This window comes from Isoptericola halotolerans (assembly GCF_013149785.1).
GTDB lineage: Bacteria > Actinomycetota > Actinomycetes > Actinomycetales > Cellulomonadaceae > Isoptericola > Isoptericola halotolerans.
This window is the reverse complement of record NZ_JABEZU010000004.1, coordinates 301,348-328,064: the sequence shown is the minus strand read 5'-3', so window position 1 is coordinate 328,064 and position 26,717 is coordinate 301,348. Positions and strand designations below refer to the sequence as shown.

The window sequence follows — 26,717 nt, the reverse complement described above, 5'->3', positions numbered from 1 at the left end:
ACGGCGACGATGCCGTCGCGCTCACCGACGGAGGTCAACGTGACACAGCGACGATCCCGACGCGGACGCCGGTTCACGGCGCTCGCCACGACAGCGGTCCTGATGATCGGCGCTCTCGTGGCGCCGTCGGCGGCCACCGCCGCTCCGGGTGGTCCCGCCACGACGGCGGACGACGACGAGCCGCGGCTCCCGCAGTTCGCGTTCTCGGGCCGGATCATCGACAAGGACGAGATGATCTTCAACCCGACCGACGAGTTCATCTTCCCGAGCGTCTTCCACGCCGGCGAGCACCTCACCGACCCGCTCGGTGAGTGGTACCTGTACTACGCCCCGCACGACCCCCCGGGTGGCATCGCGCTGATGTACGCGGACTCCCTGGACGGCCCGTGGACCGAGCACGCCGAGAACCCGCTCATCGCGAACGAGTGGCCGCCGCACTACGACCGGGTCTCCCACGTGTCCTCGCCGGACGCCGTGTGGGACGACGCCGCCGGTGAGGTGCTGCTGTACTTCCACGGCGAGAACTCCACGACGCGGTGGGCGAGCTCGGACGACGGCGTCACGTTCGACGACTCGGGTGTCGCGGTGACGAACGCGGACGGGGGTCCGGGGACCACCGAGACGTCGTACGCCCGCGTCTTCGCGCACCCGGACCCGGGCTCCGCGTACCGGTGGGGCATGTTCTACATGCAGAACCGCACCGACGACATCCGCCGCATCAAGATGGCCGAGTCGGTCGACGGCAGGTCCTGGGACGTGCGCCCTGACCCGGTGGTGGTCCCCGACGCCGAGACCGGACGCAACGTCTCGGGAGGCAACCTCTTCCGGTGGCAGGGCCAGGACTACATCACCTACCACGGGTCCTCGGGCGTGACCTATGCCCGCACGGTCGACCCGACGGTCACGGAGGTCGGGCCGCAGCGGGTGCTGCACCGTGCTTCCGGGATCGGCGACGACGTCGGGCGGGTCGCCGCGCCGGAGATCGTCACGGACGGCGAGGACACCTACCTGTTCTACGAGTCGGGCGACCGGCTCGGCGCCACCATCGCCTACGCCACGCGTGTCGAGCCGTCGCCGCCCGACCCGGACCCCTTGCGGGAGCAGTGCAGCGGGGCGGCGTCGGACGAGTTCGGCGGCAGCACCCTCGACGAGCGCTGGGAGGTCGTCAACCCGGACGTCGCCCGGCACGCCGTGGCCGACGGCGCACTGACGGTCCCGACGTACGGCTCCGGGGTGGCGGGGGCCGCGTTCCCGGTGCAGCAGGTCCCCGAGGGCCCCTGGGAGGTCACCACCCAGGTGGACGTCGACCCGCGTGAGCGCTTCCAGCAGGCCGGCCTGATCCTGCACACCTCCGGCGACACCTACGCCAAGCTCGACTACGGGTACGGGACGAACGGGCTGCGCTTCTCGTACATCTGGCGGCAGGCCGGCTCGGAGCGCAACAGCTCGATCGACACCCCTCCGGTCCCGGCGGGCACGGGGACGACGGTCTGGCTTCGCCTGACCAGCGACGGCACCGACGTCCTCGCCCGCGCCTCGGTCGACGGGCAGGAGTTCGTCCCGGTCGGCCGTGCGGTGCCGCTCGCCGAGCTCGCGCCGACCGGCCTCGGCGTCTCGGCGCTGCGCGGTGCTACCGCGGCCCCGGAGATCGAGGCGACCTTCGACTGGTTCCGCTGGACGCCGACGGCGGCCGAGTCGGCCGCGTGCGACGCCCCCGGCGACGCGTGGGACGCCACGGCGGTGTACGTCGGCGGGGACGTGGTCGCGTACGACGACGCCACCTGGGAGGCGCTGTGGTGGAGCAGCGGCGACGAACCCGGTGCGAGCCTCCACGGGCCGTGGGCCGAGCAGGGCGCGGCCACCGGCTGCGGCGTCGCCTGGACGGCGAGCGCCGTGCACGGGGCGGGTGACGTCGTCGTGCACGACGGTCACCGGTGGGCGGCAGCCTGGTGGACCCGTGGCCAGGAGCCCGGGTCGTCGCTGTGGGGCCCCTGGCAGGACGAGGGCGCCTGCGTCTGACCGCCACCGACGCCAGGCGCTCGGATAATGCGCCGGGAAGGGCCCTCAGCCGCGAGATGCTGCGGCTGAGGGCCCTTTCGTGGGACCGATAATAATGCGCATAATCGTCTTGTTCCCGCCCCTCGCGCCGAGGCAGACTTCCGATCACGTCGCCGTCGACGGATCGAGGAGGATCGGATGCCGAAGCGCCGCATCACGCAGGCCGACGTGGCCGCCATGGCCGGTGTCAGCCAGGCCACCGTGTCGTTCGTGCTGAACGACCGGCTCCCCGCCGGCGTCCGCCTCAGCGCCGAGACCCGGCAGCGCGTCCTCGACGCGATCCGCATCACCGGCTACTCCGCCAACCCCGTCGCGCAGCGCCTCGCCGGGGGCCGCAACCAGATCATCGGCGTCTTCACCTACGAGGCGACGTTCCCGGGCGGCGGACGGGACTTCTACGGACCGTTCCTCGTGGGGATCGAGCACGCGGCCGAACAGCTCGGGATCGACATCCTGCTGTTCACCAGCGCCCGGGTGGTCGAGGGGCGACGACGCCTGACCCGCGACGGCTGGCAGCGGCTCGGCATCGCCGACGGCTGCCTGCTGCTCGGCCAGCACGAGGACCGCAGCGAGCTGCAGCACCTGCTCGACACGAACTACCCCTTCGCGTTCATCGGCAAGCGGTCCAGCGAGGGCGGCCGGCTCCCCTACGTCGGGGCCGACTACACCGGCGCCACCCGGCGGGTGGTGGAACGGCTCGTCGCCCTCGGCCACCGACGCATCGGCTACGTCGGCGCGATGGGCACCGACCAGCCGACCACCGACCGCTGGGAGGGCTACCGCGACGCCCTGCGCGACGCGGGCCTCGGCGCCCGGCTCGTGCCGGAGGAGGAGCCCGACGCCGTCGTGGCGGCCGTCGTCGAGCAGCGGCTCACCGCCGTCGTGCTGTCGCCCGAGCGGGACGCCGAGGAGCTGCACGACGCGTTGGCCCGGCACGGCCTGGACGTCCCGCGCGACGTCTCGGTGCTGCTGCTCGGTCAGCCGCACCACCGGCTGCGACGCCCGCAGCAGTGGTCCGGCTTCGCGATCCCCCGCGAGGAGATGGGTGCGCGGGCGCTGCTGCTGCTCTCGCGTCTCATCGCGGCCGACGACGTCCCGGACGCCGACCTGCACCGGCTCCTGGAGTGCACGGAGGTCGAGGGCGCCACGGTGGCCGCACCGACCCACCACGCCGAGCCCCTCGTTCCCTGAACCACCCCTCGACAGATCGGACCGCACCCGTGCCCACTCCCGACACCGACCTCACCACCGACGTCCTCGTCGTCGGCGGCGGCCTCGGCGGCGTCGCCGCAGCCCTCGCCGCCGTGGACCGCGGCGCCCGCGTCGTGCTCACCGAGGAGCACCCGTGGATCGGCGGCCAGCTCACCTCCCAGGGCGTCCCGCCGGACGAGCACCCGTGGGTCGAGGACTTCGGCGTCACCCGCCGCTACCGTGCCGTGCGCGACGGCATCCGCGAGGTGTACCGCCGCCGCTACCCGTTGACCGCCGCCGCACGGGCGCAGACCGCCCTCAACCCCGGCGCGGGCTGGGTCTCGAAGCTGTGCCACGAGCCGAGGGTCGCCGTCGGTGTCCTGGAGGAGATGCTGCTGCCCGGGCGTGCGTCGGGCCGTCTCACCCTGCTCGAGCGGGTCCGTCCGGTCGCGGCCGACGTCGACGGCGACACGGTGCGTGCCGTGACGCTGGAGTCGGTGCTCGACGGCGCCCGCACGACGGTCACGGCCGGCTACGTGCTCGACGCCACCGAGACCGGCGAGCTGCTGCCCCTGACCGGCACCGAGTACGTCACCGGGTTCGAGTCGCGGGACGTCACCGGCGAGCCCAGCGCCCCGGCCGAGGCGCAGCCGCAGAACGTCCAGGCGCTCAGCGTCTGCTTCGCCGTCGAGCACACCGACGGGGACCACACCATCGACCGGCCCGAGCGCTACGACTTCTGGAGCACCTACCGGCCCGGGCCGTGGAACGGAGAGCGGATGCTCTCGTGGCACGCGCCCAACCCCCGCACCCTCGCGATGGACGTCCGCAGCTTCACGCCCAACCCCGGCGACGACGCCGGAGCGGTCGTCGCCGACCAGTCGCGCGACCCTGGCGACGGGAACCTGTGGACGTTCCGTCGCATCCTGGCGCGCGACCAGCTCGAGCCGGGCGCGGTGGGCAGCGACGTCTGCCTCGTCAACTGGCCGGCCATCGACTACTTCCTCGAGCCGGTGCTCGACGTCCCCCGCGACGTCGAGCTCGCCCGGATCGAGGACGCCCGGCAGCTCAGCCTCTCGATGCTGTACTGGATGCAGACCGAGGCACCGCGCCCCGACGGGGGCACGGGTTTCCCGGGGCTGCGGCTGCGGCCCGACGTCATGGGCACCGCCGACGGCCTGGCGCAGGCGGCGTACCACCGCGAGGGCCGGCGGATCCGCGCCGTCACCACCGTGACGGAGAACGACGTGTCGTTCGCGGTGCGCGGGGACCGCGGTGCCACCCGCTACGAGGACAGCGTGGGCGTGGGCATGTACCGCATCGACCTGCACCCCTCCACCGGGGGCGACACCTACATCGACGTGCCGTCCACCCCGTTCGAGATCCCGCTGGGCGCGCTGCTGCCCGAGCGCACCACCAACCTGCTGGCAGCCGCCAAGAACATCGGCACCACGCACATCACCAACGGCTGCTACCGCCTGCACCCCGTGGAGTGGAACGTCGGCGAGGCTGCCGGCCATCTCGCGGCGTTCTGCACCGAGCGCGGCGTGCGGCCGCACGACGTGCACGCCAAGCCCGACCTGCTCGCCGAGCTGCAGGACGAGCTCGTCGCCGCCGGCGTCGAGATCCGCTGGGCGTCCGGCGCCCATCCGTACTGACCGTCCATCCAGTTCGAAGGAGCACTGATGCACACCACCCGACGCCGCGGCCTCGCCGCGGCTGCCGCGACCACGGCGGTCCTGGCCCTGACGGCCTGCGGCTCGTCCGACCCCGAGGCCGCCGGCGAGCCCGAGACCCCGAGCGAGCCGGTCCCGCTGACCATGACCGTCTGGACGGCCGACGAGGTACAGCTCGCCCTCTTCCAGTCGATCGCCGACGCCTACGTCGCCGAGAACCCCGACCTCGTCTCCGAGGTGACGTTCGAGGCGATCCCCTTCGACGACTACACGACGTCGCTCACGACCCGGCTCGCCGGCGGCAACGCGCCCGACCTCGCGTGGATCCTCGAGAGCTACGCGCCGGAGTTCGTGCAGAGCGGCGCGCTCGTGGACGTCGGTCCGGTGCTCGAGGGCACCGAGGGCTACGCCTACGACGACCTGCTCGACAGCTCGCTGGCGCTGTGGCAGCAGGACGGCGGGCTCTTCGCCTACCCGTTCTCCAACAGCCCGTTCGCGATGTTCGTCAACACCGACCAGGTCGAGGCGGCCGGGCAGGACTCGCCCGCCGATCTCGTCGCGGACGGGGAGTGGACGTACGACGCCGCCCGGGACGTCGCCGCCGCGGCCGCCGAGGAGTCCGGCAAGCAGGGCCTGGTGGTCCGTGACTTCGACTACAAGGTGTGGGAGAACCTCTCGACCGTCTGGGACGGGTGGGGCGCCGCGCCCTGGAGCGAGGACGGCGCCACCTGCACCTTCACCGACCCCGCGATGGTCGACGCGATGACGTGGATCCACGACGCCACGTTCGACGACGGCGCGATGCCCGGCCCGGGCACGACCGCCGACTTCTTCGCCGGGGACGCCGCCATGACGATCACGCAGATCTCTCGCGCCTCCGCGCTGGACGACAGCTTCGCCTGGGACGTCGTGCCGCTGCCTGCCGGGCCGCAGGGCCGGCAGAACGTCATCGGGCAGGCGGGCATCGGCGTCTTCGCCCAGGGGGAGAACCCGGACGTCGCGGCCGACTTCCTCGCCTGGTTCACCAACCCGGAGCACGCGGAGCAGCTCGCCCAGTACTTCCCGCCGCCGCGGGAGTCGCTGCTCACCGCGGACCTCCTGGGTGCGGCCAACCCGCTGCTGAGCGACGAGCAGCTGCAGGCGGTCGTCGTCGACGGCATCCAGGACGCCGTGACCAAGCCGGCGCACCCGAGCTTCGCCAAGCTGCAGGACACGGTCCGCGCAGGGCTCGACCCCCTGTGGACGGCGGGCGCGGACGTCGAGGCGGTGCTCGCGGACGTGTGCACGTCGATCGACCCGATCCTGGCCGGGTCGTGACCTCGGGACCGGTCGCCGTGCGGCCGCGGGTGCGCTCCTCGCGCACCCGCGGCTCCGCGGCGGAGCGAGACCGCCTGGTGGGCTACGCCATGGTGGCCCCGCAGGTGCTCGGCACCATCGCGTTCGTCGTCGTGCCGCTGGTCACCGTGGCCTGGTACTCGCTGCACGAGTGGAACGTCCTCGCGGGGACCTTCACCTTCAGCGGCACCGCCAACTACGAGCGGATGCTCGCCGACCCCGGGCTGCGCGACGCGCTGGCGGCGAGCCTGTGGTTCTCGATCGGCCTCGTGGTGCTCAACGTGTCGCTCGCCCTGCTCCTGGCGGTGCTGCTCGACCAGAGGCTGCCGGGCACGACGACGTTCCGCACGTTCTTCTTCTCGCCGGTGGTGGTCTCCCTGGTCGCCTGGACCATCGTGTGGGGCTTCCTGCTGCAGGACGACGGCGGGATCAACGGGTTTCTCGCGGCCCTGGGCGTCGACGGGCCGAACTGGCTGCGCAGCGGTCCCACCGCCATGCTCGCCGTCATCGTGGTGCAGGTCTTCAAGAACGTGGGCCTCAACATGATCCTGTTCCTCGCCGCGCTGCAGAGCGTGCCGGAAGAGGTCCAGGAGGCGGCGCGCATCGACGGCGCCGGGGCGTGGCGCCGGTTCCGGTCGATCACTCTGCCGCTCATCAGCCCCACGGTGCTGCTGGTCTCGATCCTCACCGTGGTGGGCTCGCTGGAGGTCTTCGCGCAGATCGACGTGCTCACCGGCGGAGGGCCGGGGAACTCCACCACGGTGCTCGTCTACTACCTGTACCAGCAGGCCTTCCGCTTCAACGAGTTCGGCTACGCGAGCGCGATCTCCGTGCTCCTGTTCGTCATCGTGCTGGCCCTGACCCTGATCCAGTGGCGCACGCGAAAGAGGTGGGTCCACGATGAGGTCTGACGTCTCCCCCGCACCGGTGGCCGGCCCGGCGACCGACGACCCGCCGGCGCTCGCCGGACCTCCGCCGGCCGTCGGTGACGTCCCGGTCGCGCGGCGCCGTCGTCGGCCACGGGCGGTCCGTGGTCTGCTCGTCGCGCTGCTGGTGGTGCTCAGCGTCCCGTTCGTCTTCCCCACCTGGTGGATGGCGACGTCGAGCCTCAAGCCGATGAGCGAGATCCTGCGGGTGCCGCCCACGCTGTGGCCGCAGGACGTCTCGTGGGGCGCGTACGCCGACGTGTTCGCCCTGCAGCCGTTCGCCCAGCAGTACTGGAACAGCCTCTACATCGCCGTGCTCGTCACGGCCGGCACGATCCTGGTGGCGTCGCTCGCGGGCTACGCGTTCGCGCGGATCTCCTTCCCGGGCGCGAACGTGCTGTTCGTGCTGGTGCTCGCCGGGATGCTGGTGCCGGCCGAGGTGACGATCGTGCCGCTGTTCCGCCTGGTCAACACCCTCGGCCTGATCGACACGCACTGGCCGCTGATCGTCGTGCCGATCTTCGGGGCACCGAGCGTGCTCGCGACGTTCATCATGCGGCAGTTCTTCCTCGGGCTGCCGCGCGAGCTGGAGGAGGCCGGGCGCATGGACGGGCTGAGCCGCTGGGGCATCTTCTGGCGGATCGCGTTCCCGCTGGCCCGCCCGGCGGTGGCCGCCGTCGCGATCTTCACGTTCCTCAAGTCCTGGAACCTCTACCTGGAACCCATCGTGTACCTGTCCAGCCGGGAGAACTTCACGCTGCCGCAGGCGCTGACCCAGTACGTCGACGCCTACGGCGGGCCGATGTGGAACGTCCAGCTCGCGGCGACGACGCTGACGGTGATCCCGGTGCTGGCGGTGTTCCTCGTGGCGCAGCGGCAGTTCGTCCAGGGCCTCGCTCACACGGGGCTCAAGGGGTGACAGGTGTCACACCGTTGCCGAATCGTTGTCGCCGTGATGCGGTTTCACCCTGTCGTGAAGCGCTTTCCATCGGATAGGTTGCGGCAGCGATGCGCAACGATGCGGGAGGTTCGATGTTCGACCGACGACGGTGGACGATGACGACGGCGGGCTGTGCGGTGCTGCTGCTGGCGGGGTGCGCGGGGGCCGACAGCCCCGGCACGGACGCCGCGGCCTCGCCGAGCGCCTCGGCCGAGACGGCGCCCGCCGTCGAGAGCAGCTGTGGCGACGGCGTGTCCGTCGAGTGGCAGGGCAGCCCGGGCTCGCAGGACCTCTACACGGCGGTGAAGGTGGTCAAGGTCGCCGCCGACGGCGCCACCACGGTGCGCAGCGAGTGGGTCCGCGGTGAGTCCGCCGGCGCCACCGCCACGTCCGGGGCGACGGAGAACCAGCAGGCGATGGTGCGCGACGCCGTGGCGGGCGGGCTGGTCGACGTGGCCGAGGTGCCCGACGTCGTCGAGTCCGACGGGCTGCTCGCCGACGTGGGCAAGGGCACCCACGTGCTCTACGCCTACGCCGAGCGCACCACGGGCGACGTGACGATCACCTGCGGCGACGGCAGCGACGCGGTGGACGCGGCGGTCATCTCGTTCGAGGAGCTCGAGGTGGACGTCGCGGACTGCGCGTCCTCGCCCGACCCCGTCACGCAGTACGTCGCCGCGGACGCGATCTCCGACTACTGCGAGCGCGGCAAGGGCTAGCAGGCACGGAAAGACCCGCGGGTCGGAGTCTTCTCCCGCCGTGCTGGACGATGGCACGGCACCCGCGGGTCCCGGTGGTCACGGGACTCAGCCCGCGACCACCTCGCTGGTCCGAAGAGTCTTCACTTCTCGGATCACCTCCCTTCGTTGGTGAGCACGACGCTATGCCCGACGGCGGAGCGTGCCAAGGGAATTACGGTGCCCCTTCAGCCCGGCCCCGCCCGACCGCCGTGCACCAGGTGCTGCCACTCGAGCGGGTAGTCGTCGATCCACTGCTCGAACGAGCGGGCCGGGCGCCCGACCAGGCGCGAGACGTCGTGCGACACGTGCTCCAGCTCCCCGGCCGCGATGGCCGTGTAGGACGTCACCCACCCCTCGAGCTCGACGTCCGAGGCCCCGAGACCTGCCCGGGACGCGTACGCCTCCTCGACGGTCTCCGCGTGGTACCGGATCTGGCGTCCTGTCGCCAGGGTGAGCAGCGCCGCGACCTGCGTCAGGCTCAGGGCGATCGGCCCGGTCACGTCGTACGTCACGCCGTCGTGCCGGTGGGGGTCCTCGTCCAGGAGGACCGCGGTCGCGACGTCCGCGACGTCGTCGTGCGCCACGGAGGCCACCAGGCCGTCACCCGCCGGGCCGCGGATCACGTCGTCGGTACCCACGAAGCTCGCCAACGCCTGGTGGTACAGGTTGTCGCGCAGGATCGTCCACCGCAGCCCGCTGCGCCGCAGGTGCTGCTCCGTCGCCCAGTGGTGCCGGGCGAAGGTGAACGTGGCGTCCGGCGCGGCACCGACGAACGAGACGTACACCAGGCGCTCGACGCCGGCGGCGACCGCGGCGTCGATGGCCGCGGTGTGCACGGCCACCCGGTCCGCGGACTCGCGGGCGCTCACGAGGAAGGCCGTGGGTACCCCGTCGAACGCCGCTCGCATGCCCGCGACGTCCTCGTAGCCGTCGGCGACGGCGACCTCGCACTCGGGCAGCGGACGGCCGTCACCCAGGCGTGGCACCCGCGTGGGGTCGCGCACCACCAGACGCTGGTGCGCTCCTTCGGCGGCCAGCCGGAACGCGAGACGCGAGCCCAGCCGTCCCGACGCACCCGTCACCGCGATCAGACCGTCCGCAGACCACCTCATGCAACAACGCTACGCGGCGGGCTGCCGACCCGCCCGGGCGGGGATCTGCGAGCATGTGGGCGTGAGCCCAGAGACCTTTCGCGTGATGACCGTCTGCACCGGGAACATCTGCCGGTCCCCCATGGCCCAGGTGGTGCTCCGCGACCGGCTCGCGGCGGCGGGCCTGGAGGAGGTCCAGGTCGACTCGACCGGGATCAGCGACGAGGAGCACGGCAACCCGGTGGACCCGCGGGCGCGCCGGGTGCTGGCCGCCCACGGCTACCCCACGGGTGAGGGGCACCGCGCCCGGCGGGTCCGTGCCGAGCAGCTCGGCGAGCGTGACCTCGTGCTCGCCATGACCGCGCGGCACGTCCAGTTCCTGCGGCGCCTCGCGAACGGTACAGACGCCGACATCAGGATGTACAGGTCGTTCGACCCGGCAGCCCCGACCGTCCCGGAGGGCGACGACGAGTCCGTGCTCGACGTCGACGACCCCTGGTACGGGGACCAGGACGGGTTCGAGGACTGCCTCGCCGAGATCGAGACGGCCGCCGACGGCATCGTCGAGCACGTCCGGACGGTGCTCGACGGCCGCTAGCCCCTGGGGGTCCGAGCCGGGAACCGCCCGGAGAACCAGCGACGCCAGCCCCGCGGTCCCGGCGCCGGCTCGGGAGCCGGGAGCGGCGGGACGTACGCGCGGAACCAGCGGGTGGTCTCGAACCACACCGCGTCGCGCACCTCGGGTGCGGACAGGGTCACGTCGTGCAGGGCACCGTCGATGCGGGCCAGGGTGGTGAGCGGGCCGAGCTGCGGCACCCGCGCCGCCACCCCGGCGACGTCGAGCACGGTGTCGGTGCGCATCATCTCGTCCGACCACCGCACCGGCGGCGTCGAGCGGGCGGAGAGGAGCACGAGGACGGGCACGTCGATCGACAGCCCCCGCGAGACCCGGTCGTGGCCCGAGAAGATCGCCGCCAACCAGGCAGGCGTGGTGCGCCAGCCGTCGTCGGGCCGCCAGGCGGGGTCGACCTCCCACGCGCCGTCGTGCCGGGCGGAGATCGAGCGCGCGTAGAAGCCGAGGTCGAGGTTCACCAGGTGGCTGCGTGGTGCGATGGCCGCCTGCGCCCGGATGCTCGGCTCCAGCACGAGGCGGCCGACCTTGCGCGTCTGGAACTCCAGCCACGGGCTGTTCAGGATCAGAGCGTCCGCACGGCCCGGCCGGTGGTGCGTCCAGAGGCTGAGGACGAGGCCGCCCGTGGAGTGCCCCATGAGCACCAGCCGTCGGTCCGTCCGGTCGCGCGGGCCGTGGCCGATCTCGGCCAGCGCCGCCTCGATGTCCTCGTCGTACGTGCGCAGGCTCGTGACGAAGCCCGGCGTGTGGTGCGGGCGCAGGCTCCGGCCGTACTTGCGCAGGTCCAGCGCGTGGAACCGGACACCCAGACCCTCCCAGAAGTCCGCCAGGTGGGTCTGGAAGAAGTAGTCGGTCCAGCCGTGGACGTACACCAGGTCGACGCCCGCGTCGTCGGCCGGTGGTGCGTCCCGGCGCGGCCGCACCAGGGTGGCGACGACGTCCCCCTCGAAGTCCGGCGCCAGCTCCAGGGTGCGTCGCTCGTAGCCCTCCAGGAGGTCGGGCTCCCAGCCGCGTGCCGCCGTCGGCCCGGGTGCCACGAGAGGTTCCTGCATGCCGGAAACCTAGGCCGCGCGCCGGGCGCGCGCGACCCGGCGGGCGCTTCTCACACCGCCGTCAGCAGGTCCGGCGTCGGCAGGAAGGCCACCGGCAGGCCCGGCACGACGGCGCGCAGCTCGTCGGCGAACAGCCTCATCCCCGCCTGCTCGCTGGGCAGGTGGCCGGCCACGACGAGGCCGGCGCCGCCCAGCCGGGCACGGTCCGTGGCGTACGAGACGGTCTCCCACTCGTGCGCCTCCCCCACCACCACGGCGTCGATCCCGGCCGACCCGAGCAGGGCGCGGTTGCGCGCGAACCCGCGGAAACCGAGGTCGAGGCCGACGCGACGCACCGTGCGGTGCGGGTCGCCCACGTAGCGCGTCTGCGTCGAGCCGAGCGTGTCGGCGACGTGCCGGGCCAGCGCGCCCACCGTCGTCGTCGGGACGTCGCACCAGGCGACGCCGGTCGCCGCGCCCTGCGGGTCCAGCGTCCAGCCCAGCGCCCGGGCCGTGCCGTCGTCGATGCCGTCGGGACGGCGGTCGTGCCAGGCGTCGTGCATCCGCCACACCACCAGCCCGTGCTCCGCGACGAGCGCGGCCTTGGCGGCGTGCACGGGGTCCGACTCACGGACCAGGTCCGCCGTCGCGGCGCCCTGGTGGTCGTAGAAGAGGGGCTCGTGCGTCACCACGACGTTCGCGCCGACGGCCACCGCCCGATCGAGGACCTCCAGGGAGGCCAGGGTGGTCACGGCCACGCCCCGGACGACGGCGGAGGGGTCGCCCGCGACCAGCCCGTCGACCGTCGTCGGGCGGGCGCGCAGCCTGAGGGCCGACGTCGTGCGCGTCACGAGCTCGGCGGCGGTGCAGGTCATGCGGGCGAGACTACCGACGCCGCTGGCGCCAGCGGGACACCTCGCGCTCCACGTCACGGGTCGGGGTGACGACCGGCGGACCGCCGGTGAGCTGGCGCCGCGCGTCGATCACCCGGGCGTTGAAGTCCGCGACGATCTCCCGGACGCGCTGCTCGTCGTGCTCCTGGTCCAGCGTCGCGTCCATCGCGGAGTGCTCCGCGCGCAGCTGCGCAGCGGGCAGCAGCCCGGTGATCTGCTCGCGCTCGACCAGGTTCTTCAACCACCAGTCGGGGTCGTGGCTGCCGCCGATGCCGGGCAGCGGCTTGCCCTGCAGGGGCAGGTCGTCGAACTCGCCGCGACGCATCGCCTGGTCGACGACCGTGTCGACCCACAGGGCGCGGTCGTCCATCCGGCGGCGTGGAGGTGCGTCCGGTGCGTCCAGGGCGTCCGGTGAACCGCCGTCCCGTCCTTGTCCGGCCTGCTCGCGAGCGATCTCGCGGTCCACGCGGTACTGCGCGGCCCGGCGGGCCGGGTCCTGGTCCGCGGCCTGGCCGCCCGGATCGACGGGGTGACGCTCACGCCGGTGCGCTTCCATGCGGCCACGGTACCCAGAGGTGCGCGGACGAGCAGGTCGTGTGCCCGCTGCCTGCGGCTGCTGCGCTCGAGCGGTGCGGGACGGTCACGGTGCGCAGGCCGGCACCCTCGAGGGTTCCCAGGAGGTACGCGCCGTCCAGCAGTGCGATGTTCGACACGGCGGGGTGGAAGCCGGTGAGCTGACGGACCGTCTCCCCCTCGGCGTCGACCGTGAGGATGGAGCCCGACAGTGGTTCCCGGGCACCGAGGACGGCGGGAGGTAGCCGGACCGTGACGTGCCGGAGCAGCGTGCCGGGCAGGACGAACCTGTCGAGCGCGTCGACGCGGTCGTACATGGGCAGGTGGATCAGGCCTGATTCGTCCCGGGTGATGCCGTCGAGGATGCCCGGGACGTCGTCGAGGAAGGTCTCCCGTTCACCGGCTCGGTCCCCGGCGATCCAGTGCCGGCTGATCCGGTAGCGCGTGGACTCCGTGACCAGCAGTGCGGTCTCGTCCTCGCTGAGCAGGATGCCGTTGGGGAAGTGGAGGTCCGTGACGAGCTCGGTGCTCTGTCCGGACGTCGGGTCGTACGCGATCACCCGGCCGGCTGCGCGCCCTTCCAGGAAGTCGTACAGCGAGTACGAGGCGAGGCCCGGGATCTCGGTGCTGTTGTACTTCGGGTTCGAGTCGGAGAGGTAGACCGTGCCGTCGCTGCCCACCGCGACGTCGTTCGCGGAGCGGATCGCACGTCCGCCGGCCCTGGTCGTGAGCACAGCCACCTCCCCCTGGGGCGAGACGCTCTGCAGGCCGATCCCATGGTTGGCGACGAGCAGGTCGCCCCCGTGGCCGAACGCGAGGCCGAGCGGTCGCCCGCCCACCTCGGCGAGGACCTCGGTGTCGCCCGAGGGCAGCACACGGACGATCTTGCCGTCCTGGGTCCCGGTGTACGGACGGCCGTGCTCGTCGATCTCGATGTCCTCCGGGCCGCGGACGGCTTCCCCGACGTACGGCGTCGTCGTCCCGGCGAGGTCGCGGTCGACCTTCGCCTCGTCGACCGAGAAGCCGGGACCGGGCGACCAGGCGGTGGGATGGAACGAGCCGCCTGGAGGCGGGAAGAAGAGGACGAGTGCGAGCACGGCGGCGACCAGCGCGGCGAGCGCCGCCATCGACACCCGTGTCGCCCGTCGCACGGCGCGGGGCAGGGACTTCGTGTGCGTCACGGCTTCTGCTCGACGGCGAGCGCGCGGGTCAGGAGCACCACCATCGCCAGGCTGAGGACCACGCCGAGGAGGCTCGCCAGCCCCAGGTCTCCCCGCACGGCGTAGGAGGCGACGGAGACGCTGAAGACCGCCGCGGCGGCAGCGAAGCCGGCGAGGAGCACCGGCCGGGCCGATCGCCGAGGGAGCAGCGCCCCGATCACGAGCACGAGACACAGCAGCAGGTCGGGGACGAGGAAGAGGTTGTCCAGCCGGAAGGTGTCGTGGATGAACAAGAAGGCGAAGGTGGCGGCGCTCAGTGCCAGCGCCACGGCACGGGTCGGTGCGAGCTCTTTCATCGGACCTCCTGGTCGGGATGTGTCGTGCGACACTGCCGACCATGAACCATGCAGCTGCTGCAAGGTCAACCATGTCGATCAACGAGCTCGCCACGCTCCACGGCCTGACCCCGGCGACGATCCGGCACTACGAGAAGCTGGGGCTCTTCGACCACCGCCACGTCGCTCGCCGACCGAACGGCTACCGTGCGTTCAGCCCGCTCGCCTCCGAGCGGCTGCAGCTGATCAGGCTCGGTCGGCTCGTGGGGTTCACCCTGCGGGAGATGGCCGGGCGGCTGCGGCACTGGGACGACGGCTCGATGACCGTCGAGGAGAAGAAGACGGTCCTGGGTGCGCAGCTCTCCCAGGTGCGCACGCGCATCGACGAGCTGCGCGACATCGAGGGCTACCTCGAGAAGAAGATCGCGAAGGAGTGCCCGCGCTGACCGGCTCGCTCAGCGCGCCGCGCGCGGCATCATGGTCCCCATGAAGGTCTCCCGCCGCAGCCACGTCCCGCCGTTCGCGGTCATGGAGGTGCTCGCCGCGGCCAACGCGCGCCGGGCCGCCGGCCACGACGTGCTCAACCTGTGCGCCGGGGAGCCGTCCACCGGCGCCGCCGACGTCGTCCGCGAACGTGCGGCCGACCTGCTGCGGCGCGGCGACCTCGGCTACACCGAGGCGCGGGGCGTGCCCGCGTTGCGCGCCGAGATCGCCGGGCACTACGCCCGCTGGTACGACGTCGAGGTGGACCCGGCGCGGATCGCCGTCACCACCGGCTCCAGCGGAGCGTTCGTCCTCGCGTTCCTGGCCGCCTTCGACGTCGGGGACCGGGTGGCGCTCGCCCGGCCCGGCTACCCGGCGTACAAGAACATCCTCGCGGCGCTCGGCTGCGAGGTCGTCGAGCTCGACTGCGGGCCCGAGACCCGCTACCAGCCGACGGTCTCCCAGCTCATGGAGGCCTACTACGGCGGAGGGCTGGACGGTGTGATCGTCGCCTCCCCCGCGAACCCGACCGGGACGATGATCGCCCCGGCCGAGCTCGACGCCGTCGCCCGCTGGTGTGCCGAGCACGAGGTGCGGCTCATCAGTGACGAGATCTACCACGGCATCGCCTACAGCCAGGACGTCCAGCAGGCGACGGCCGCCGTGCACACCGACCGTGGTGCCGTCGTCGTGAACTCGTTCTCGAAGTACTGGGCGATGACCGGCTGGCGGCTCGGGTGGTTGGTGCTGCCCGACGAGCTGGTCGGGCCGGTCGACGCGCTGGCCGGCAACGTCGCCCTGTCTCCCCCGGCGCTCGCCCAGCACGCGGGGATCGCGGCCTTCTCCGCCGCGGGCTACGCGGCCGCCGCCGAGAACGTGGAGCGCTACGCGGCGTCCCGCACCGCGCTGCTGGACCGTGTCGGCGAGCTGGGGTGGCGGCCCGTGGCGCCGGCCGACGGCGCCTTCTACCTCTACGGGAACGTGTCCCGGTTCGGTCTGGACTCGGTGACGTACTGCGCCCGCCTGCTGGCCGAGGCGGACGTCGCGATCACGCCGGGCACGGACTTCGACGGCGAGCGCGGCCACGACTGGGTGCGGCTGTCGTTCGCGGCCGCCCCGGACGTCGTCACGCGTGCCGTCGACCGGATCGTGGCCTGGCAGCAGAGCCTCTGAGCGGGGCCGCCCGCCCGTGGATCAGTCGATCAGCGGAGCACGGGTGCGGGGGCGGCGACCGCGAAGCGCTCGACCGCGGGCTCGGCGGGCGTCACGTCGATGCGCGTGATCGCCACGTCCTCCGCCACGAGCGGGAGCTCGACCGTCGTCGGGCGGGCCGCGCGGCGGGCGCGGGCGATCACCAGCAGCGCCTGGGCACCGATGACCATCCAGGCGATGTTCGCCGCCGCCGAGGGCCAGACGCCGTTCACCGCGGCCACGAGGAACATCAGCGACGTGGCGCAGAGGTTCGAGAGCTGGAACGGCAGCGAGGTCGGGGCCCAGCGACCCCGTGAGACCTGGAGGTAGGCGATGAGGCCGACGATCGCGCCGACCCAACCAAGAACAGTGACCACGAACAACAGGTACGGCGACATACGAGCCTCCTCACGGGGGATGGGTGGGGTGTGCGCCGGCCTCGGGCAGTGTTCTCCGGCGGGCGCCGTGGACCATGGTGCGACACGAAACTCGTTCAGCGCAATTGAATGTTTCTGCAGAACCAACTTAGTATTGCTACATGGCTACCGACCCACGAAGGCTTGCCTTCCTCCTTGCCGTGCACCGTGCCGGAGGCGTCCTCGCCGCGGCAGATCTTTTGCACGTGACGCCCTCTGCCGTGTCTCAGCAAATCGCGCGTCTGGAGTCCGAGGAGGGCTTCCCCGTGCTCGACCGAGGCCCCCGCGGAGTCAGCCTCACCCCCGCCGGGCGCGTGCTCGCCGACGTGGCCGAACGCATCGAGGCCGAGCTCCTCGAGGCGCGCCAGGAGATCGCGAACCTCGGCGAGGGCGTCACCGGAACGGTCAAGGTCGGCGCCTTCCAGTCCGCCATCCGCGCCGTCGTCGCGCCCCTGCTCGCACCGCTCGCCGAGGAGCACCCGGGGGTCACCATCGACGTCCGCGAGCACGAGCCCGCCGAGTCGGTGCGGATGCTCCGGGCCGGGGACCTCGACGTCGTGCTGCTGGAGCACGACGGCGACGTCGACGCCCCCGCCCCCCGCGGTGCGCACGACATCCCGCTGCTCGACGAGCCCTGGCGACTCGTGGTGCCCGTGTCGCTGCCGACGCCGGAACGGCTCGACGACCTGCGCGACCTGCCATGGGTCGGTGCCGTCGGCGGGACCGCCGCAGACCGCGCCCTGCGCCGCCTCGGCCGCTCCCTGGGGGCCACGCTCGAGCCGCGGCACGCCTACTTCGACTTCGACACCGCGCTCGCGCTCGTCGCCGCCGGGCAAGGCATCGCCATGCTGCCGGCGCTCGCCGTCGAGAGCGGCGAGCTGCCCGACGGTGTCGACGTGGTCGCGATGCCGGGCCTCGGGTCGCGACGGGTCATCGTGCGCCACCGAGCCACCCGGCACGAGCCCGGGCCGGCGGTACGGGCCGTCGTCGACGCGATGGTCGACGTCGCTCGCCAGCTCGAGCTCGGCTGAGGTGGGGCGGCGGTCCTACCGTGCGGACCCGGGCCTCGCTAGGCTGGTCGGGTGGACCCCCTGCCGCAGTTCGCCCCGGTCGCCTACGACGTCGGCTGGTCCGTCCTCGCGCTCGCCGCGCTGGCGTTGACGGCCTGGGCGCTGAAGGAGCTGTGGACCTCCACCTGGGCGACCGGCGTCGCTGGCGTGCTGTGGTTCCTGATCGTCCTGGCCGTGCCGGTGGTCGGCCCGGCGGTCTTCCTCCTGACCGACCGCTCGCGGGAACGGCTCCCCGCACCCGCCGGCGGCCGGCACCCGGGACCGCGTGGGTAGACTGACGCGCGGCCCCAGCGGCCGCACAACCGCATAGCCGCTCGAACCGCGTCGGGAGAGCCCGGCCCCGGCCGGCGCCGAAGGAGCAAACCCTCCCCGGGAATCTCTCAGGCCCCCGTACCGTCGCGGCGAGGCAACTCTGAAAAGTGGTCGGACGCCCTGGGGGCGGACGGCCCACCGACGGTGCAAGTCGGCGCGCCCCGCGAGGCGGACCGGCAAAACTCTCAGGTCCCATGACAGAGCGGGGAGGGTCCTCCTCCACCGACCCTCGGAGCGCTCCTCGTGACCCACTCCCCCTTCGACCCGGACCTCTTCGCCGACCGGCACATCGGCCCGCGCGGTCACGAGACGAGCGCGATGCTCGCCGAGCTCGGCTACGCGGACCTGGACGCGCTCGTCGACGCCGCCGTCCCCGCGTCGATCCGTGAGCGCGAGCCGCTCGACCTGCCGGCCGCGCGCAGCGAGGCCGAGGTGCTGGACGACCTGCGCCAGATCGCCGCGAAGAACCAGGTCAAGCGCCAGATGATCGGCCTGGGGTACTACCCGACCCTCACTCCCCCGGTGATCCGCCGCAACGTGCTCGAGTCCCCCGCCTGGTACACGGCGTACACGCCGTACCAGCCGGAGATCTCCCAGGGCCGTCTGGAGGCGCTGCTCAACTTCCAGCAGGTGGTCGAGGACCTGACGGGCCTGGCGATCGCCGGTGCCTCGCTGCTGGACGAGGCGACCGCCGTCGCGGAGGCCGTCGCCCTCATGTGGCGGGCGTCGCGGGCCAAGCAGGGGTACGTGGTGCTCGACGCCGAGCTGTTCGGCCAGTCGCTCGCCGTCACCCAGGGCCGTGCCGAGGCCGTGGGGCTGCCGGTCGTCGTGCTCTCGCTGGAGGACGGCCTCGACGCCGGGATCGCCGCGTTCGAGGCGGACGGCGGCACGCTCCCTCCGGGCCGGCTGGTGGGCGTCGTCGTGCAGCAGGCGGGGGCGTCGGGCCGCGTGCTGGACACGCGGGGCGTCGTGGCCGAGGCGAAGGAGCGCGGCGCGCTGGTCACCATGGCCACCGACCTGCTGGCATTGACGATGCTGGTCTCCCCCGGTGAGCTCGGTGCGGACATCGCCGTGGGGTCGGCGCAGCGGTTCGGCGTCCCGCTCTTCTACGGCGGCCCGCACGCGGCGTTCATGGCGGTGCGCAAGGGTCTGGAGCGCCAGCTCCCCGGGCGGCTCGTCGGGGTCTCGGTCGACGCCGACGGCGCGGTCGCGTACCGGCTCGCCCTCGCGACGCGCGAGCAGCACATCCGCCGCGAGCGGGCGACGTCGAACATCTGCACGGCCCAGGCGCTGCTGGCGATCGTGGCGTCGATGTACGCGGTCTACCACGGTCCGGACGGTCTGCGGGCGATCGGTGAGCGGGTGCACGGCCGGGCGGTCGCGCTCGCGGGCGGGCTGCGTGCCGCCGGCACCGAGGTCGAGCACGGGGCGTTCTTCGACACCGTGCGGGTGGCGGTGCCGGGCCGTGCCGCAGCGGTCGGTGCGGCCGCCGTCGAGGCGGGGTACAACCTGTACGTGGCGGACAGCGACCATGTACAGATCGCCTGCGACGAGACGACGACCGAGGCGGACGTCGTGGCGCTGCTCGGGCTGTTCGGCGCCGCACCGGCGGATGCGGCCGAAGGGGTCGGCCTGGACGACGCGCTCCTGCGCGGGACCGAGTACCTGCAGCACCCGGTGTTCCACCAGCACCGGTCGGAGACGGCGATGCTGCGCTACCTACGGTCCTTGAGCGACAAGGACCTGGCGCTGGACCGCACGATGATCCCGCTCGGCTCGTGCACCATGAAGCTCAACGCCACCGCGGAGATGGAGCCCATCAGCTGGCCGGGATTCGCCGACCTGCACCCCTACGTGCCCGCCGACCAGGCGCAGGGCTACGCGGAGCTGATCGGCACTCTCGAGCGTCAGCTCGCCGAGATCACCGGGTACGCCGCGGTGTCGGTGCAGCCCAACGCGGGCTCGCAGGGTGAGCTCGCGGGGCTGCTCGCCATCCGCGCCTTCCACGCCTCCCGGGGCGAGGAGGTCCGCGACCTGGTGCTGATCCCCGCGTCGGCGCACGGGACGAACGCCGCGTCGGCGGCCCTCGCCGGGCTGCGGGTGGTGGTGGTGGCCACGGCCGACGACGGCGAGATCGAGCTGGACGACCTGCACGCCAAGCTCGCGCAGCACGGTGACCACGTGGCCGGGATCATGATCACGTACCCGTCCACGCACGGGGTCTACGAGGAGCACGTCCGCGAGGTGTGCGCTGCTGTACACGACGCGGGCGGTCAGGTGTACATCGACGGGGCGAACCTCAACGCGCTCGTCGGGCTCGCCCGCCCGGGGCGCTTCGGCGGCGACGTGTCGCACCTCAACCTGCACAAGACGTTCTGCATCCCGCACGGTGGCGGCGGTCCGGGTGTGGGCCCCGTCGCGGTCGCCGAGCACCTGGTGCCGTTCCTGCCGGGCGACCCCGCGCCGTCGGGCACGGCGGCCGGCGGCGACGCGGCGGCCGGGGGAGTGCCGCCGGTGTCCGCGGCGCCGCACGGCTCGGCCGGCATCCTGCCGATCTCCTACGCCTACCTCGCGCTCATGGGCCCGGACGGGCTGACGGCAGCCACCGAGAACGCGGTGCTCACGGCGAACTACGTGGCCTCCCGGCTCCGCGGCCACTACCCGGTGCTCTACGCCGGGGCGAACGGCCTGGTGGCCCACGAGTGCATCCTGGACCTGCGCCGGCTCACCGCCGAGACCGGCGTCACGGTCGACGACGTCGCCAAGCGGCTGGTCGACTTCGGCTTCCACGCCCCGACGATGGCGTTCCCCGTGCCCGGCACCCTCATGGTCGAGCCGACCGAGTCCGAGGACCTCGCCGAGCTCGACCGGTTCGTGGAGGCGATGATCGCCATCCGCGGCGAGATCGACGCCGTCGCCGCCGGCCGCTGGTCGGTCGAGGACTCCCCTCTGCGTAACGCCCCGCACACCGCGTCGTCGCTGCTCGGGGCCGCGTGGGAACGCCCGTACTCGCGCGAGGACGGTGCGTACCCGGTCGCGAGCCTGCGCCGTGGCAAGTACTGGCCCCCGGTCCGCCGGATCGACCAGGCGCACGGGGACCGCAACCTGCAGTGCTCCTGCCCGCCCATCGACGCCTACGCCGAGCCTCTCGGTGAGAACTGAGGACGCCATGACCGAGAAGAAGACGCCGCTGCACGCCGAGCACGAGGCGCTCGGAGCGTCGATGACGGACTTCGGCGGCTGGCAGATGCCGCTGCGGTACACGTCGGACCTCGCCGAGCACCGTGCGGTCCGCGAGGCCGCCGGGCTGTTCGACCTGTCGCACATGGGCGGGCTGAGCATCGCCGGGCCGCAGGCCGCACGGTTCCTGGACCACGCGCTGGTCGGCAGCTTCAGCGCGCTGCGCCGGGGGAAGGCGCGGTACACGATGATCTGCGCCGCTGACGGGGGAGTGCTGGACGACCTCATCGCCTACCGCACCGGTGACGAGGAGTTCTTCGTCGTGGCCAACGCCGCGAACGCCGAGACGGTGCTTGTCGCGCTGCTCGAGCGGGCGGCCGGGTTCGACGTCCAGGTGCGCGACGTCTCGGCCGCCCAGGCGCTGGTCGCGGTGCAGGGCCCTCGAGCGGCCGAGATCGTCCGCGAGGTGCTGCAGGACGCGCAGGGCACCGACGGCGCCGCGTTCGACGAGCTGAAGTACTACGCGTGCCTGGGCATGCGGTTCGGCGACGAGGAGGTCCTCGTGGCCCGCACCGGGTACACCGGGGAGGACGGCTTCGAGATCTGGGTGGCGGCCCCGCACGCCGTGGCGCTGTGGCGGGCGCTGCTCGCGGCCGGCGAGCCGCAGGGCCTGGTTCCCGCCGGCCTCTCCGCGCGCGACTCCCTGCGGCTCGAGGCCGGTATGCCCCTCTACGGTCACGAGCTCGACACGACCACGACGCCGTACGACGCGGGCATGGGGCGCATCGTCAAGCTCGACAAGGTGTCCGACGACGGCACCCCGGTCGAGTTCGTCGGGCGCGACGCGCTGGCCGCACGCCGGGAGAGCGCGCCGGCGCGGGTGCTGGTGGGGCTGCGCGGCACCGCTCGGCGGCCGGCACGCGCGGGACACGCCGTCGTGCAGCCGGACCCGGCCCGGCCCGACGACGTCGCCGCCGCCCTGCAGGTCGGCACCGTGACGTCCGGGGCACCGTCGCCGACGCTCGGTCACCCGGTCGCGATGGCGTACGTGACGCCGGAGGTGTCCGCCGAGGGGACCGAGCTGGCCGTCGACGTGCGGGGGAGGGCGGAACCCTTCGTCGTCGTCCCGCTGCCGTTCTACCGCCGCGACCGCGGCTGAGGCGTCCGCACGCGCTCGACGCCACCCCGTGGCACCTTTGTCCGACAGAATCTGCTGAGTTCCCCGAGCCGCACCCTCATGACAGGAGCACCACCATGGCCGACTTCCCCGACAACCTGCGCTACTCCGTCGAGCACGAGTGGGTCGACGACGCGTCCCCCGCGACGGTGGGCGTGACGTCCGTGGCCGCCGAGGCGCTCGGCGACGTCGTGTACCTCGAGCTGCCGGAGGTCGGCGCGACGATTGAGGCGGGCACCGTCATCGGCGAGATCGAGTCCACCAAGTCGGTCTCCGAGCTGTACTCGCCCGTCTCCGGCACGGTGGTGGAGGTCAACCAGGCGGCGATCGACGACCCGGCCGTGGTCAACGCCGAGCCGTTCGGTGCGGGCTGGCTGTTCAAGGTGGAGGTCTCGGAGGCCGGGCAGCTGCTGTCCGCGGAGGAGTACGCGCAGCACGCTGGTTGATCGTGACCAAATCGTGATGATCGGACTTTCGTTGCTTCACGCAACACCGTGATAACGGTCTGGCCTGCGCAATCACCCCCACGGGAGCCCTGCGCAGGGCCCTGTGGGAGCGCTCCGACCGCGGTTGCACTCTCACGATCCGTGTGGCGCGCGTCATGAACGTGTTCCTCGACACTCTCCATACGTGACGGCAGATCCCCAAGTCGATCGTGGCGATCGGCGGCCGTCATGGAGGAAGAACGATGAGTGCAATCGAGATGGACCGTCCGGTCCTCGACCCAGGCCTGACGGTCCGTGAGCAGGTCGTGCTGTCCAACCTCTCCGAGGAAGTCACGCTCGAGCAGATCGCCAGCAAGCTTTTCGTCACGCGGAACACGGTCAAGTCACAGGTGCGCAGCGTCTACCGCAAGCTCGGGGTCTCGACCCGCGCGGACGCCGTCGCCTGGGCACGGACCGTCGGGATGCGCACGCCCTGACCGGCTGAGACCTCTGGCCCCGCCACCACTCGGGGGATGTTGGTGGCGGGGCACACGTCTCTTCTGGCCTGGGATCGTCGTGTCCTGATGGCAGACTCGCGGCCATGACCCGTCGCCTCGTCGTGGCCGCCGCCCTCGTCGACTCGCTCGAACGACCCTCTCGGCTGCTCGCTGCCCGGCGCTCGCGCCCGGCCGAGATCGCCGGGCGCTGGGAGTTCCCCGGCGGCAAGGCCGAGCCGGGGGAGGAGCCGCACGAGGCGCTGCACCGCGAGCTGCGCGAGGAGCTGGGAGTCTCCGTGGCGCTGGGCACGGAGCTGCGCGGCCCGGACGACGGTGGGTGGATCATCACCGACCGCCACGTGCTGCGGCTGTGGTTCGCCACGCTGCTCTCCGGCGAGCCGGAACCCCTCGTCGAGCACGACGAGCTGCGCTGGCTGGACGCCGGCACCCTGTGGGAGGTCGACTGGCTCGACGGCGACGTGCGGATCGTCAAGACGCTCGCCGACCTGCTCGGCTAGGCCGCAGCCGCCGGCAGTCGCGTGCTCAGGGCCGGAGCCCAGCGATCATCACGCCGAGCAAGAGGTCGCGGTCGTGGCCATCGCCCAGGCGGACGGCGTGCTCGACACCGCACACGAGGCGCTGGACCTGCTCGATCGAGACGTCCGGCCTGACCTGCCCGTCGCGGACCGCGGCGTCGAGCGCGACGGCGGACAGGTCGAGCAGCTCCTCCCGCAGCGCGCGGACCTCGGGGGAGACGTCCTTCGCGACGAGCACCGCCTGCAGCCCGTCGCGCGAGAGCTGCAGCTCGGCACCCGTCTTCACGAGGTCGGTGAACGCCTTGCCGGGGGAGGGGCTGCTGGCCGCGTCACGTGCGACCGCGACCAGTTCGCCCAGCGCGTCGCGGTGGAGGGCTTCGAGGAGCGACGTCACGGTCGGGAAGTGCCGGTACACCGTTCCGACCCCGAGGCCTGTGTCGCGGGCGAGGTCGTTGTGGCGGATGCCGTCGGGAGGCAGCGCGCGCGCCGCCTCGAGGATCCGGGCGCGGGAGCGGGCGGCGTCGGCTCTGAGGGCGGGCACGCCGCCATCCTAGCAAAGCGGATGGAACATCCGTCTGTGCTACCTTCAAGTGGATGATCCATCCGTTTCAAGGAGAGCGCATGAACTGGAACCCAGAGCGACTGCCCGACCTGACGGGCCGCGTCTACGTGGTCACCGGCGCGACTGGCGGCATCGGCTACTTCGCCGCCGAGCAGCTCGCGTCCGCCGGTGCGGAGGTCGTGCTCGCTTCTCGCTCCCGGGAGAAGCTGCAGAGGGCGAGCGAGGCCATCCGCGAGCAGGCTCCCGGGGCGGTCACGCACCACACCGCGATCGACCTGACGTCGCTCGCGTCGGTGCGAGCGGCGGCCGACCAGCTGGCGTCGCTGCGCCGCCTGGACGGCATCTTCCTCAACGGCGGCCCGATGCACTTCTCGCGCAGCGCGCGCACCGAGGACGGCCTGCCGCTGATGCTCGGCGCGCACACCGTGGCGAACGTCGCACTCGTCGCCAGGCTGTTGCCGGTCCTCGCTGACCAGGACGTGGACCGCCCCCGCCGTGTCGTCCACGCCTCCACCGGGTTCGTCCGGCAGTTCCCCACCAGCGTGGCCGACGTCGAGCGGACGCCGCGCACCGGCATCGGCGCCTACGTGAAGGCGAAGACGGCCACCGAGGTGTTCGCGTTCGAGCTGGACCGTCGACTGCGAGCGGCGGGCCTCCCGCTCGCGTCGATCGTCACGAGCCCGGGAGTGGGGGTGGATGCGCGCACGCCGCGCCGGGCCGGCATCCGGGACAAGACCGTGCCCTACCGGCGCAACCCGTACACGCCGTGGGCACAGGGCAAGGATGCCGCGGCGTGGTCGGGCGTGCGGGCGCTCACGGACCCGGAAGCAGCGGGCGGCGAGTACTACGCGCCGGCCGGGGGAGCGCGCGGCGAACCCGTGCTGATCGCTCCCGACCCGCGCACCAGCACTCCCGAGGGAGACGTCGCGGAGCGGGTCTGGAATCGGCTCGTCGAGCTGAGCGGTGCCGATCCCCTCCGGTTGAGCCGACTCCTGGCAGCGGCGCAGGGGGCGGGTGGTCCGTCCGCGTCCTGACGTGCTCCACGAGAGTCGCGGCGCGCCGCCCACGGGCGACCCGGAGTCAGCTGTTCGCCGCGCCGTCGCGACGCAGGGGAGCTCTGCCTCGGCCCGCGCGCGCAGCCACCGCCGCGAGCCACTCCTCGGCCTCGGCGTGGCTGCGCAGGCGCACGACCCGCAGGTGCGGCGCCCGCTCGGCCAGCAGGTCGTCGAGGCCGTCGAGCGTGCGGCGCGTCCGCCATGCCCAGCGCACGATGTGGTCGGCATCGGTCCAGAAGGTGCGCAGCGGAGGCTCCATGTTGCCGTTCCACAGCACGGTACGACGACGACGGCGGCGCACCGTGCGGCGGATCACCTGCGTCATCCGAACCCGCAGCGGCAGGTCGAGCCAGACCAGCAGCTCCGCCCGCTCCAGCAGCAGCGGCCGGGCCGTCCGGTACTGCCACTCGGTCACCCAGCTCTCGCCGACGACCAGGGTGCGGACGTCGTCGAGGAACTCGGCCCGGGGCGTCCACCCCGGGCCGTGGAACAGGGCGTCGATCTCCGTGTGGGGGATGTCGAGCGCCACCGCCAGACGCGTCGCCAGCGTGGTCTTGCCGGCGCCGGACGTTCCGGCGACCAGCACGCGGCGGGGGAGTCCGGGCTCAGGCATCCCGCGATCCTAGCGAGCGGGCCATGGTGCCAGACTTCAGGGGTGACGACGTTCGAGTACCCGGTCGAGATCGAGCACCTGCTCGTGTCGCCCGAGCACGCCTACTTCGGCCGCCCCCGGGACGGCGCGGCCGACGTGCCGACGTCCGCGCCCGACACGGTCGAGGTCGTGGCGGGCAAGGGGCTGGTGGGCGACCGGTTCTTCGGCAAGGCCGCTCACATGGACGCCGCGGTCACCCTCTTCGCGGCCGAGGCGCTCGAGGAGATCGCCCGTGAGCTCGGCACCGGGCCGCTCGACCCGGTGCTCACGCGGCGCAACGTCGTGCTGCGTGGCGCCGAGCTGGCCCCGCTGGTCGGGCACGAGCTGACGCTCCGCGCCGGGAGCGACTCCGTGACGCTGCGCGGGGGACGACCCGCGCACCCGTGCGCCTGGATGGACCGGATGCTGGCACCGGGGGTGCACGCCGCCATGCGCGGGCGGGGCGGGGTGCGCTGCATGCCTCTGACCGACGGGCTGCTGCGCCGCGGCCCAGCGGTGCTCGTGAGCCCGGTCGAGCTGGACCCCGGGCGCGCGGGTGCTGCCGTCCGCCGGCCGCGGCTGCCCTGAGCCGCTCGGGCTAG

28 protein-coding genes and 1 riboswitch are annotated in these 26,717 nt (G+C 72.8%); of the genes, 19 read left to right on the top strand and 9 right to left on the bottom strand.

Translation table 11 applies throughout. The features are described from left to right. The first annotated feature begins 39 nt into the window (after positions 1 to 39). From HDG69_RS16170 to HDG69_RS16140, 7 genes are all read left to right on the top strand, one after another. Positions 40 to 2,019, top strand: coding sequence for a carbohydrate-binding protein (locus HDG69_RS16170; protein ID WP_171784856.1), 1,980 nt, complete (start codon positions 40 to 42; stop codon positions 2,017 to 2,019). 177 nt (positions 2,020 to 2,196) lie between these two features. After that, positions 2,197 to 3,249, top strand: a complete 1,053-nt coding sequence (locus HDG69_RS16165) for a LacI family DNA-binding transcriptional regulator (protein WP_171784855.1) — start codon at positions 2,197 to 2,199, stop codon at positions 3,247 to 3,249. A 29-nt stretch (positions 3,250 to 3,278) separates the two neighbouring features. Beyond that, positions 3,279 to 4,907, top strand: a complete 1,629-nt coding sequence (locus tag HDG69_RS16160; protein WP_171784854.1) for an FAD-dependent oxidoreductase — start codon at positions 3,279 to 3,281, stop codon at positions 4,905 to 4,907. Positions 4,908 to 4,934: 27 nt separating this feature from the next. Further along, positions 4,935 to 6,242, top strand: a complete 1,308-nt coding sequence (locus HDG69_RS16155; RefSeq protein ID WP_171784853.1) for an ABC transporter substrate-binding protein — start codon at positions 4,935 to 4,937, stop codon at positions 6,240 to 6,242. Further along, complete coding sequence (locus HDG69_RS16150) at positions 6,239 to 7,171, top strand: carbohydrate ABC transporter permease (protein WP_343036477.1); 933 nt, start codon at positions 6,239 to 6,241, stop codon at positions 7,169 to 7,171. The genes HDG69_RS16155 and HDG69_RS16150 overlap by 4 nt, the downstream gene beginning before the upstream one ends. Further along, on the top strand, positions 7,161 to 8,105 hold the full coding sequence (locus tag HDG69_RS16145) for a carbohydrate ABC transporter permease (RefSeq protein ID WP_171784852.1): 945 nt from the start codon (positions 7,161 to 7,163) through the stop codon (positions 8,103 to 8,105). Before HDG69_RS16150 ends, HDG69_RS16145 begins: the two co-directional genes overlap by 11 nt. Positions 8,106 to 8,218: 113 nt before the next feature. Continuing rightward, on the top strand, positions 8,219 to 8,845 hold the full coding sequence (locus tag HDG69_RS16140; RefSeq protein ID WP_171784851.1) for a hypothetical protein: 627 nt from the start codon (positions 8,219 to 8,221) through the stop codon (positions 8,843 to 8,845). Positions 8,846 to 9,051: 206 nt separating this feature from the next. Here the strand turns inward: HDG69_RS16140 and HDG69_RS16135 are convergent, their stop codons facing one another. Further along, entirely contained in the window at positions 9,052 to 9,978 is a 927-nt protein-coding gene (locus HDG69_RS16135) for an SDR family oxidoreductase (RefSeq protein WP_171784850.1), read from the bottom strand. Between the two features lie 85 nt (positions 9,979 to 10,063). Between HDG69_RS16135 and HDG69_RS16130 the strand changes: the two genes are divergently transcribed. Then, positions 10,064 to 10,555: a low molecular weight protein-tyrosine-phosphatase gene (locus tag HDG69_RS16130; protein ID WP_171784997.1), complete on the top strand. Its 492-nt coding sequence runs from the start codon at positions 10,064 to 10,066 to the stop codon at positions 10,553 to 10,555. On the opposite strand, the gene HDG69_RS16125 is transcribed toward HDG69_RS16130, so the two are convergent. The 5 genes from HDG69_RS16125 to HDG69_RS16105 are packed head-to-tail and all read right to left on the bottom strand — an operon-like array spanning position 10,552 to position 14,601. Further along, positions 10,552 to 11,640 carry an alpha/beta hydrolase gene (locus tag HDG69_RS16125; RefSeq protein ID WP_171784849.1) on the bottom strand — a complete coding sequence of 363 codons (1,089 nt, stop codon included), beginning with the start codon at positions 11,638 to 11,640 and terminating at the stop codon, positions 10,552 to 10,554. The two genes, HDG69_RS16130 and HDG69_RS16125, sit on opposite strands and share 4 nt — an antisense overlap. A gap of 50 nt (positions 11,641 to 11,690) precedes the next feature. Continuing rightward, positions 11,691 to 12,494: a Nif3-like dinuclear metal center hexameric protein gene (locus HDG69_RS16120; RefSeq protein ID WP_171784848.1), complete on the bottom strand. Its 804-nt coding sequence runs from the start codon at positions 12,492 to 12,494 to the stop codon at positions 11,691 to 11,693. A gap of 10 nt (positions 12,495 to 12,504) precedes the next feature. Further along, a complete protein-coding gene (locus HDG69_RS16115; RefSeq protein WP_171784847.1) occupies positions 12,505 to 13,068 on the bottom strand; it encodes a DnaJ family domain-containing protein in 564 nt (187 codons plus the stop codon). Continuing rightward, complete coding sequence (locus HDG69_RS16110; protein WP_171784846.1) at positions 13,049 to 14,266, bottom strand: SMP-30/gluconolactonase/LRE family protein; 1,218 nt, start codon at positions 14,264 to 14,266, stop codon at positions 13,049 to 13,051. Before HDG69_RS16110 ends, HDG69_RS16115 begins: the two co-directional genes overlap by 20 nt. Further along, positions 14,263 to 14,601, bottom strand: coding sequence for a hypothetical protein (locus tag HDG69_RS16105; protein ID WP_171784845.1), 339 nt, complete (start codon positions 14,599 to 14,601; stop codon positions 14,263 to 14,265). Before HDG69_RS16105 ends, HDG69_RS16110 begins: the two co-directional genes overlap by 4 nt. A 71-nt stretch (positions 14,602 to 14,672) precedes the next feature. Here HDG69_RS16105 and HDG69_RS16100 point away from each other — a divergent pair, with 71 nt between their 5' ends. After that, positions 14,673 to 15,026 carry a MerR family transcriptional regulator gene (locus HDG69_RS16100; protein ID WP_171784844.1) on the top strand — a complete coding sequence of 118 codons (354 nt, stop codon included), beginning with the start codon at positions 14,673 to 14,675 and terminating at the stop codon, positions 15,024 to 15,026. A gap of 40 nt (positions 15,027 to 15,066) precedes the next feature. Further along, positions 15,067 to 16,236 carry a pyridoxal phosphate-dependent aminotransferase gene (locus tag HDG69_RS16095; RefSeq protein ID WP_171784843.1) on the top strand — a complete coding sequence of 390 codons (1,170 nt, stop codon included), beginning with the start codon at positions 15,067 to 15,069 and terminating at the stop codon, positions 16,234 to 16,236. Positions 16,237 to 16,265: 29 nt separating this feature from the next. Here the strand turns inward: HDG69_RS16095 and HDG69_RS16090 are convergent, their stop codons facing one another. Continuing rightward, positions 16,266 to 16,652, bottom strand: a complete 387-nt coding sequence (locus tag HDG69_RS16090; protein WP_216645785.1) for a CBU_0592 family membrane protein — start codon at positions 16,650 to 16,652, stop codon at positions 16,266 to 16,268. A 140-nt stretch (positions 16,653 to 16,792) separates the two neighbouring features. Here HDG69_RS16090 and HDG69_RS16085 point away from each other — a divergent pair, with 140 nt between their 5' ends. The 7 genes from HDG69_RS16085 to HDG69_RS16055 all read left to right on the top strand — a co-directional run bounded on the left by HDG69_RS16085 (position 16,793) and on the right by HDG69_RS16055 (position 23,849). Then, entirely contained in the window at positions 16,793 to 17,701 is a 909-nt protein-coding gene (locus HDG69_RS16085; protein ID WP_171784842.1) for a LysR family transcriptional regulator, read from the top strand. A 51-nt stretch (positions 17,702 to 17,752) separates the two neighbouring features. Further along, positions 17,753 to 18,013 carry a hypothetical protein gene (locus HDG69_RS16080; RefSeq protein WP_171784841.1) on the top strand — a complete coding sequence of 87 codons (261 nt, stop codon included), beginning with the start codon at positions 17,753 to 17,755 and terminating at the stop codon, positions 18,011 to 18,013. 42 nt (positions 18,014 to 18,055) lie between these two features. After that, a riboswitch (glycine riboswitch) is annotated at positions 18,056 to 18,146 on the top strand. A gap of 149 nt (positions 18,147 to 18,295) precedes the next feature. Further along, complete coding sequence (gene gcvP, locus HDG69_RS16075) at positions 18,296 to 21,214, top strand: aminomethyl-transferring glycine dehydrogenase (protein WP_171784840.1); 2,919 nt, start codon at positions 18,296 to 18,298, stop codon at positions 21,212 to 21,214. A gap of 7 nt (positions 21,215 to 21,221) precedes the next feature. Then, on the top strand, positions 21,222 to 22,391 hold the full coding sequence (gene gcvT, locus HDG69_RS16070) for a glycine cleavage system aminomethyltransferase GcvT (protein WP_171784839.1): 1,170 nt from the start codon (positions 21,222 to 21,224) through the stop codon (positions 22,389 to 22,391). 95 nt (positions 22,392 to 22,486) lie between these two features. Next, on the top strand, positions 22,487 to 22,855 hold the full coding sequence (gene gcvH / locus HDG69_RS16065) for a glycine cleavage system protein GcvH (RefSeq protein ID WP_171784838.1): 369 nt from the start codon (positions 22,487 to 22,489) through the stop codon (positions 22,853 to 22,855). Positions 22,856 to 23,097: 242 nt separating this feature from the next. Continuing rightward, positions 23,098 to 23,331, top strand: coding sequence for a helix-turn-helix domain-containing protein (locus HDG69_RS16060; protein ID WP_171784837.1), 234 nt, complete (start codon positions 23,098 to 23,100; stop codon positions 23,329 to 23,331). A gap of 104 nt (positions 23,332 to 23,435) precedes the next feature. Further along, a complete protein-coding gene (locus HDG69_RS16055; RefSeq protein ID WP_171784836.1) occupies positions 23,436 to 23,849 on the top strand; it encodes a (deoxy)nucleoside triphosphate pyrophosphohydrolase in 414 nt (137 codons plus the stop codon). Between the two features lie 25 nt (positions 23,850 to 23,874). Here the strand turns inward: HDG69_RS16055 and HDG69_RS16050 are convergent, their stop codons facing one another. After that, complete coding sequence (locus HDG69_RS16050; RefSeq protein WP_171784835.1) at positions 23,875 to 24,408, bottom strand: TetR/AcrR family transcriptional regulator; 534 nt, start codon at positions 24,406 to 24,408, stop codon at positions 23,875 to 23,877. Positions 24,409 to 24,488: 80 nt separating this feature from the next. Between HDG69_RS16050 and HDG69_RS16045 the strand changes: the two genes are divergently transcribed. Then, on the top strand, positions 24,489 to 25,463 hold the full coding sequence (locus HDG69_RS16045) for an SDR family NAD(P)-dependent oxidoreductase (RefSeq protein WP_171784834.1): 975 nt from the start codon (positions 24,489 to 24,491) through the stop codon (positions 25,461 to 25,463). A 46-nt stretch (positions 25,464 to 25,509) separates the two neighbouring features. Here HDG69_RS16045 and HDG69_RS16040 read toward each other — a convergent pair whose 3' ends face one another. Further along, complete coding sequence (locus HDG69_RS16040; protein ID WP_171784833.1) at positions 25,510 to 26,097, bottom strand: P-loop NTPase family protein; 588 nt, start codon at positions 26,095 to 26,097, stop codon at positions 25,510 to 25,512. A 42-nt stretch (positions 26,098 to 26,139) separates the two neighbouring features. On the opposite strand from HDG69_RS16040, the gene HDG69_RS16035 reads away from it, so the two are divergent. Then, a complete protein-coding gene (locus tag HDG69_RS16035; RefSeq protein ID WP_171784832.1) occupies positions 26,140 to 26,703 on the top strand; it encodes an MOSC domain-containing protein in 564 nt (187 codons plus the stop codon). Positions 26,704 to 26,717: the final 14 nt, after the last annotated feature.

Bases quoted from the DNA above. Each gene is read 5' to 3' on its own strand.
- HDG69_RS16165 (WP_171784855.1), top strand. From the start codon at position 2,197: ATGCCGAAGCGCCGCATCACGCAGGCCGACGTGGCCGCCATGGCCGGT.
- HDG69_RS16155 (WP_171784853.1), top strand. From the start codon at position 4,935: ATGCACACCACCCGACGCCGCGGCCTCGCCGCGGCTGCCGCGACCACG.
- HDG69_RS16145 (WP_171784852.1), top strand. From the start codon at position 7,161: ATGAGGTCTGACGTCTCCCCCGCACCGGTGGCCGGCCCGGCGACCGAC.
- HDG69_RS16140 (WP_171784851.1), top strand. From the start codon at position 8,219: ATGTTCGACCGACGACGGTGGACGATGACGACGGCGGGCTGTGCGGTG.
- HDG69_RS16135 (WP_171784850.1), bottom strand. From the start codon at position 9,978: ATGAGGTGGTCTGCGGACGGTCTGATCGCGGTGACGGGTGCGTCGGGA.
- HDG69_RS16130 (WP_171784997.1), top strand. From the start codon at position 10,064: ATGACCGTCTGCACCGGGAACATCTGCCGGTCCCCCATGGCCCAGGTG.
- HDG69_RS16125 (WP_171784849.1), bottom strand. From the start codon at position 11,640: ATGCAGGAACCTCTCGTGGCACCCGGGCCGACGGCGGCACGCGGCTGG.
- HDG69_RS16120 (WP_171784848.1), bottom strand. From the start codon at position 12,494: ATGACCTGCACCGCCGCCGAGCTCGTGACGCGCACGACGTCGGCCCTC.
- HDG69_RS16115 (WP_171784847.1), bottom strand. From the start codon at position 13,068: ATGGAAGCGCACCGGCGTGAGCGTCACCCCGTCGATCCGGGCGGCCAG.
- HDG69_RS16105 (WP_171784845.1), bottom strand. From the start codon at position 14,601: ATGAAAGAGCTCGCACCGACCCGTGCCGTGGCGCTGGCACTGAGCGCC.
- HDG69_RS16100 (WP_171784844.1), top strand. From the start codon at position 14,673: ATGTCGATCAACGAGCTCGCCACGCTCCACGGCCTGACCCCGGCGACG.
- HDG69_RS16095 (WP_171784843.1), top strand. From the start codon at position 15,067: ATGAAGGTCTCCCGCCGCAGCCACGTCCCGCCGTTCGCGGTCATGGAG.
- HDG69_RS16090 (WP_216645785.1), bottom strand. From the start codon at position 16,652: ATGTCGCCGTACCTGTTGTTCGTGGTCACTGTTCTTGGTTGGGTCGGC.
- HDG69_RS16085 (WP_171784842.1), top strand. From the start codon at position 16,793: ATGGCTACCGACCCACGAAGGCTTGCCTTCCTCCTTGCCGTGCACCGT.
- gcvT (WP_171784839.1), top strand. From the start codon at position 21,222: ATGACCGAGAAGAAGACGCCGCTGCACGCCGAGCACGAGGCGCTCGGA.
- gcvH (WP_171784838.1), top strand. From the start codon at position 22,487: ATGGCCGACTTCCCCGACAACCTGCGCTACTCCGTCGAGCACGAGTGG.
- HDG69_RS16060 (WP_171784837.1), top strand. From the start codon at position 23,098: ATGAGTGCAATCGAGATGGACCGTCCGGTCCTCGACCCAGGCCTGACG.
- HDG69_RS16055 (WP_171784836.1), top strand. From the start codon at position 23,436: ATGACCCGTCGCCTCGTCGTGGCCGCCGCCCTCGTCGACTCGCTCGAA.
- HDG69_RS16045 (WP_171784834.1), top strand. From the start codon at position 24,489: ATGAACTGGAACCCAGAGCGACTGCCCGACCTGACGGGCCGCGTCTAC.
- HDG69_RS16040 (WP_171784833.1), bottom strand. From the start codon at position 26,097: ATGCCTGAGCCCGGACTCCCCCGCCGCGTGCTGGTCGCCGGAACGTCC.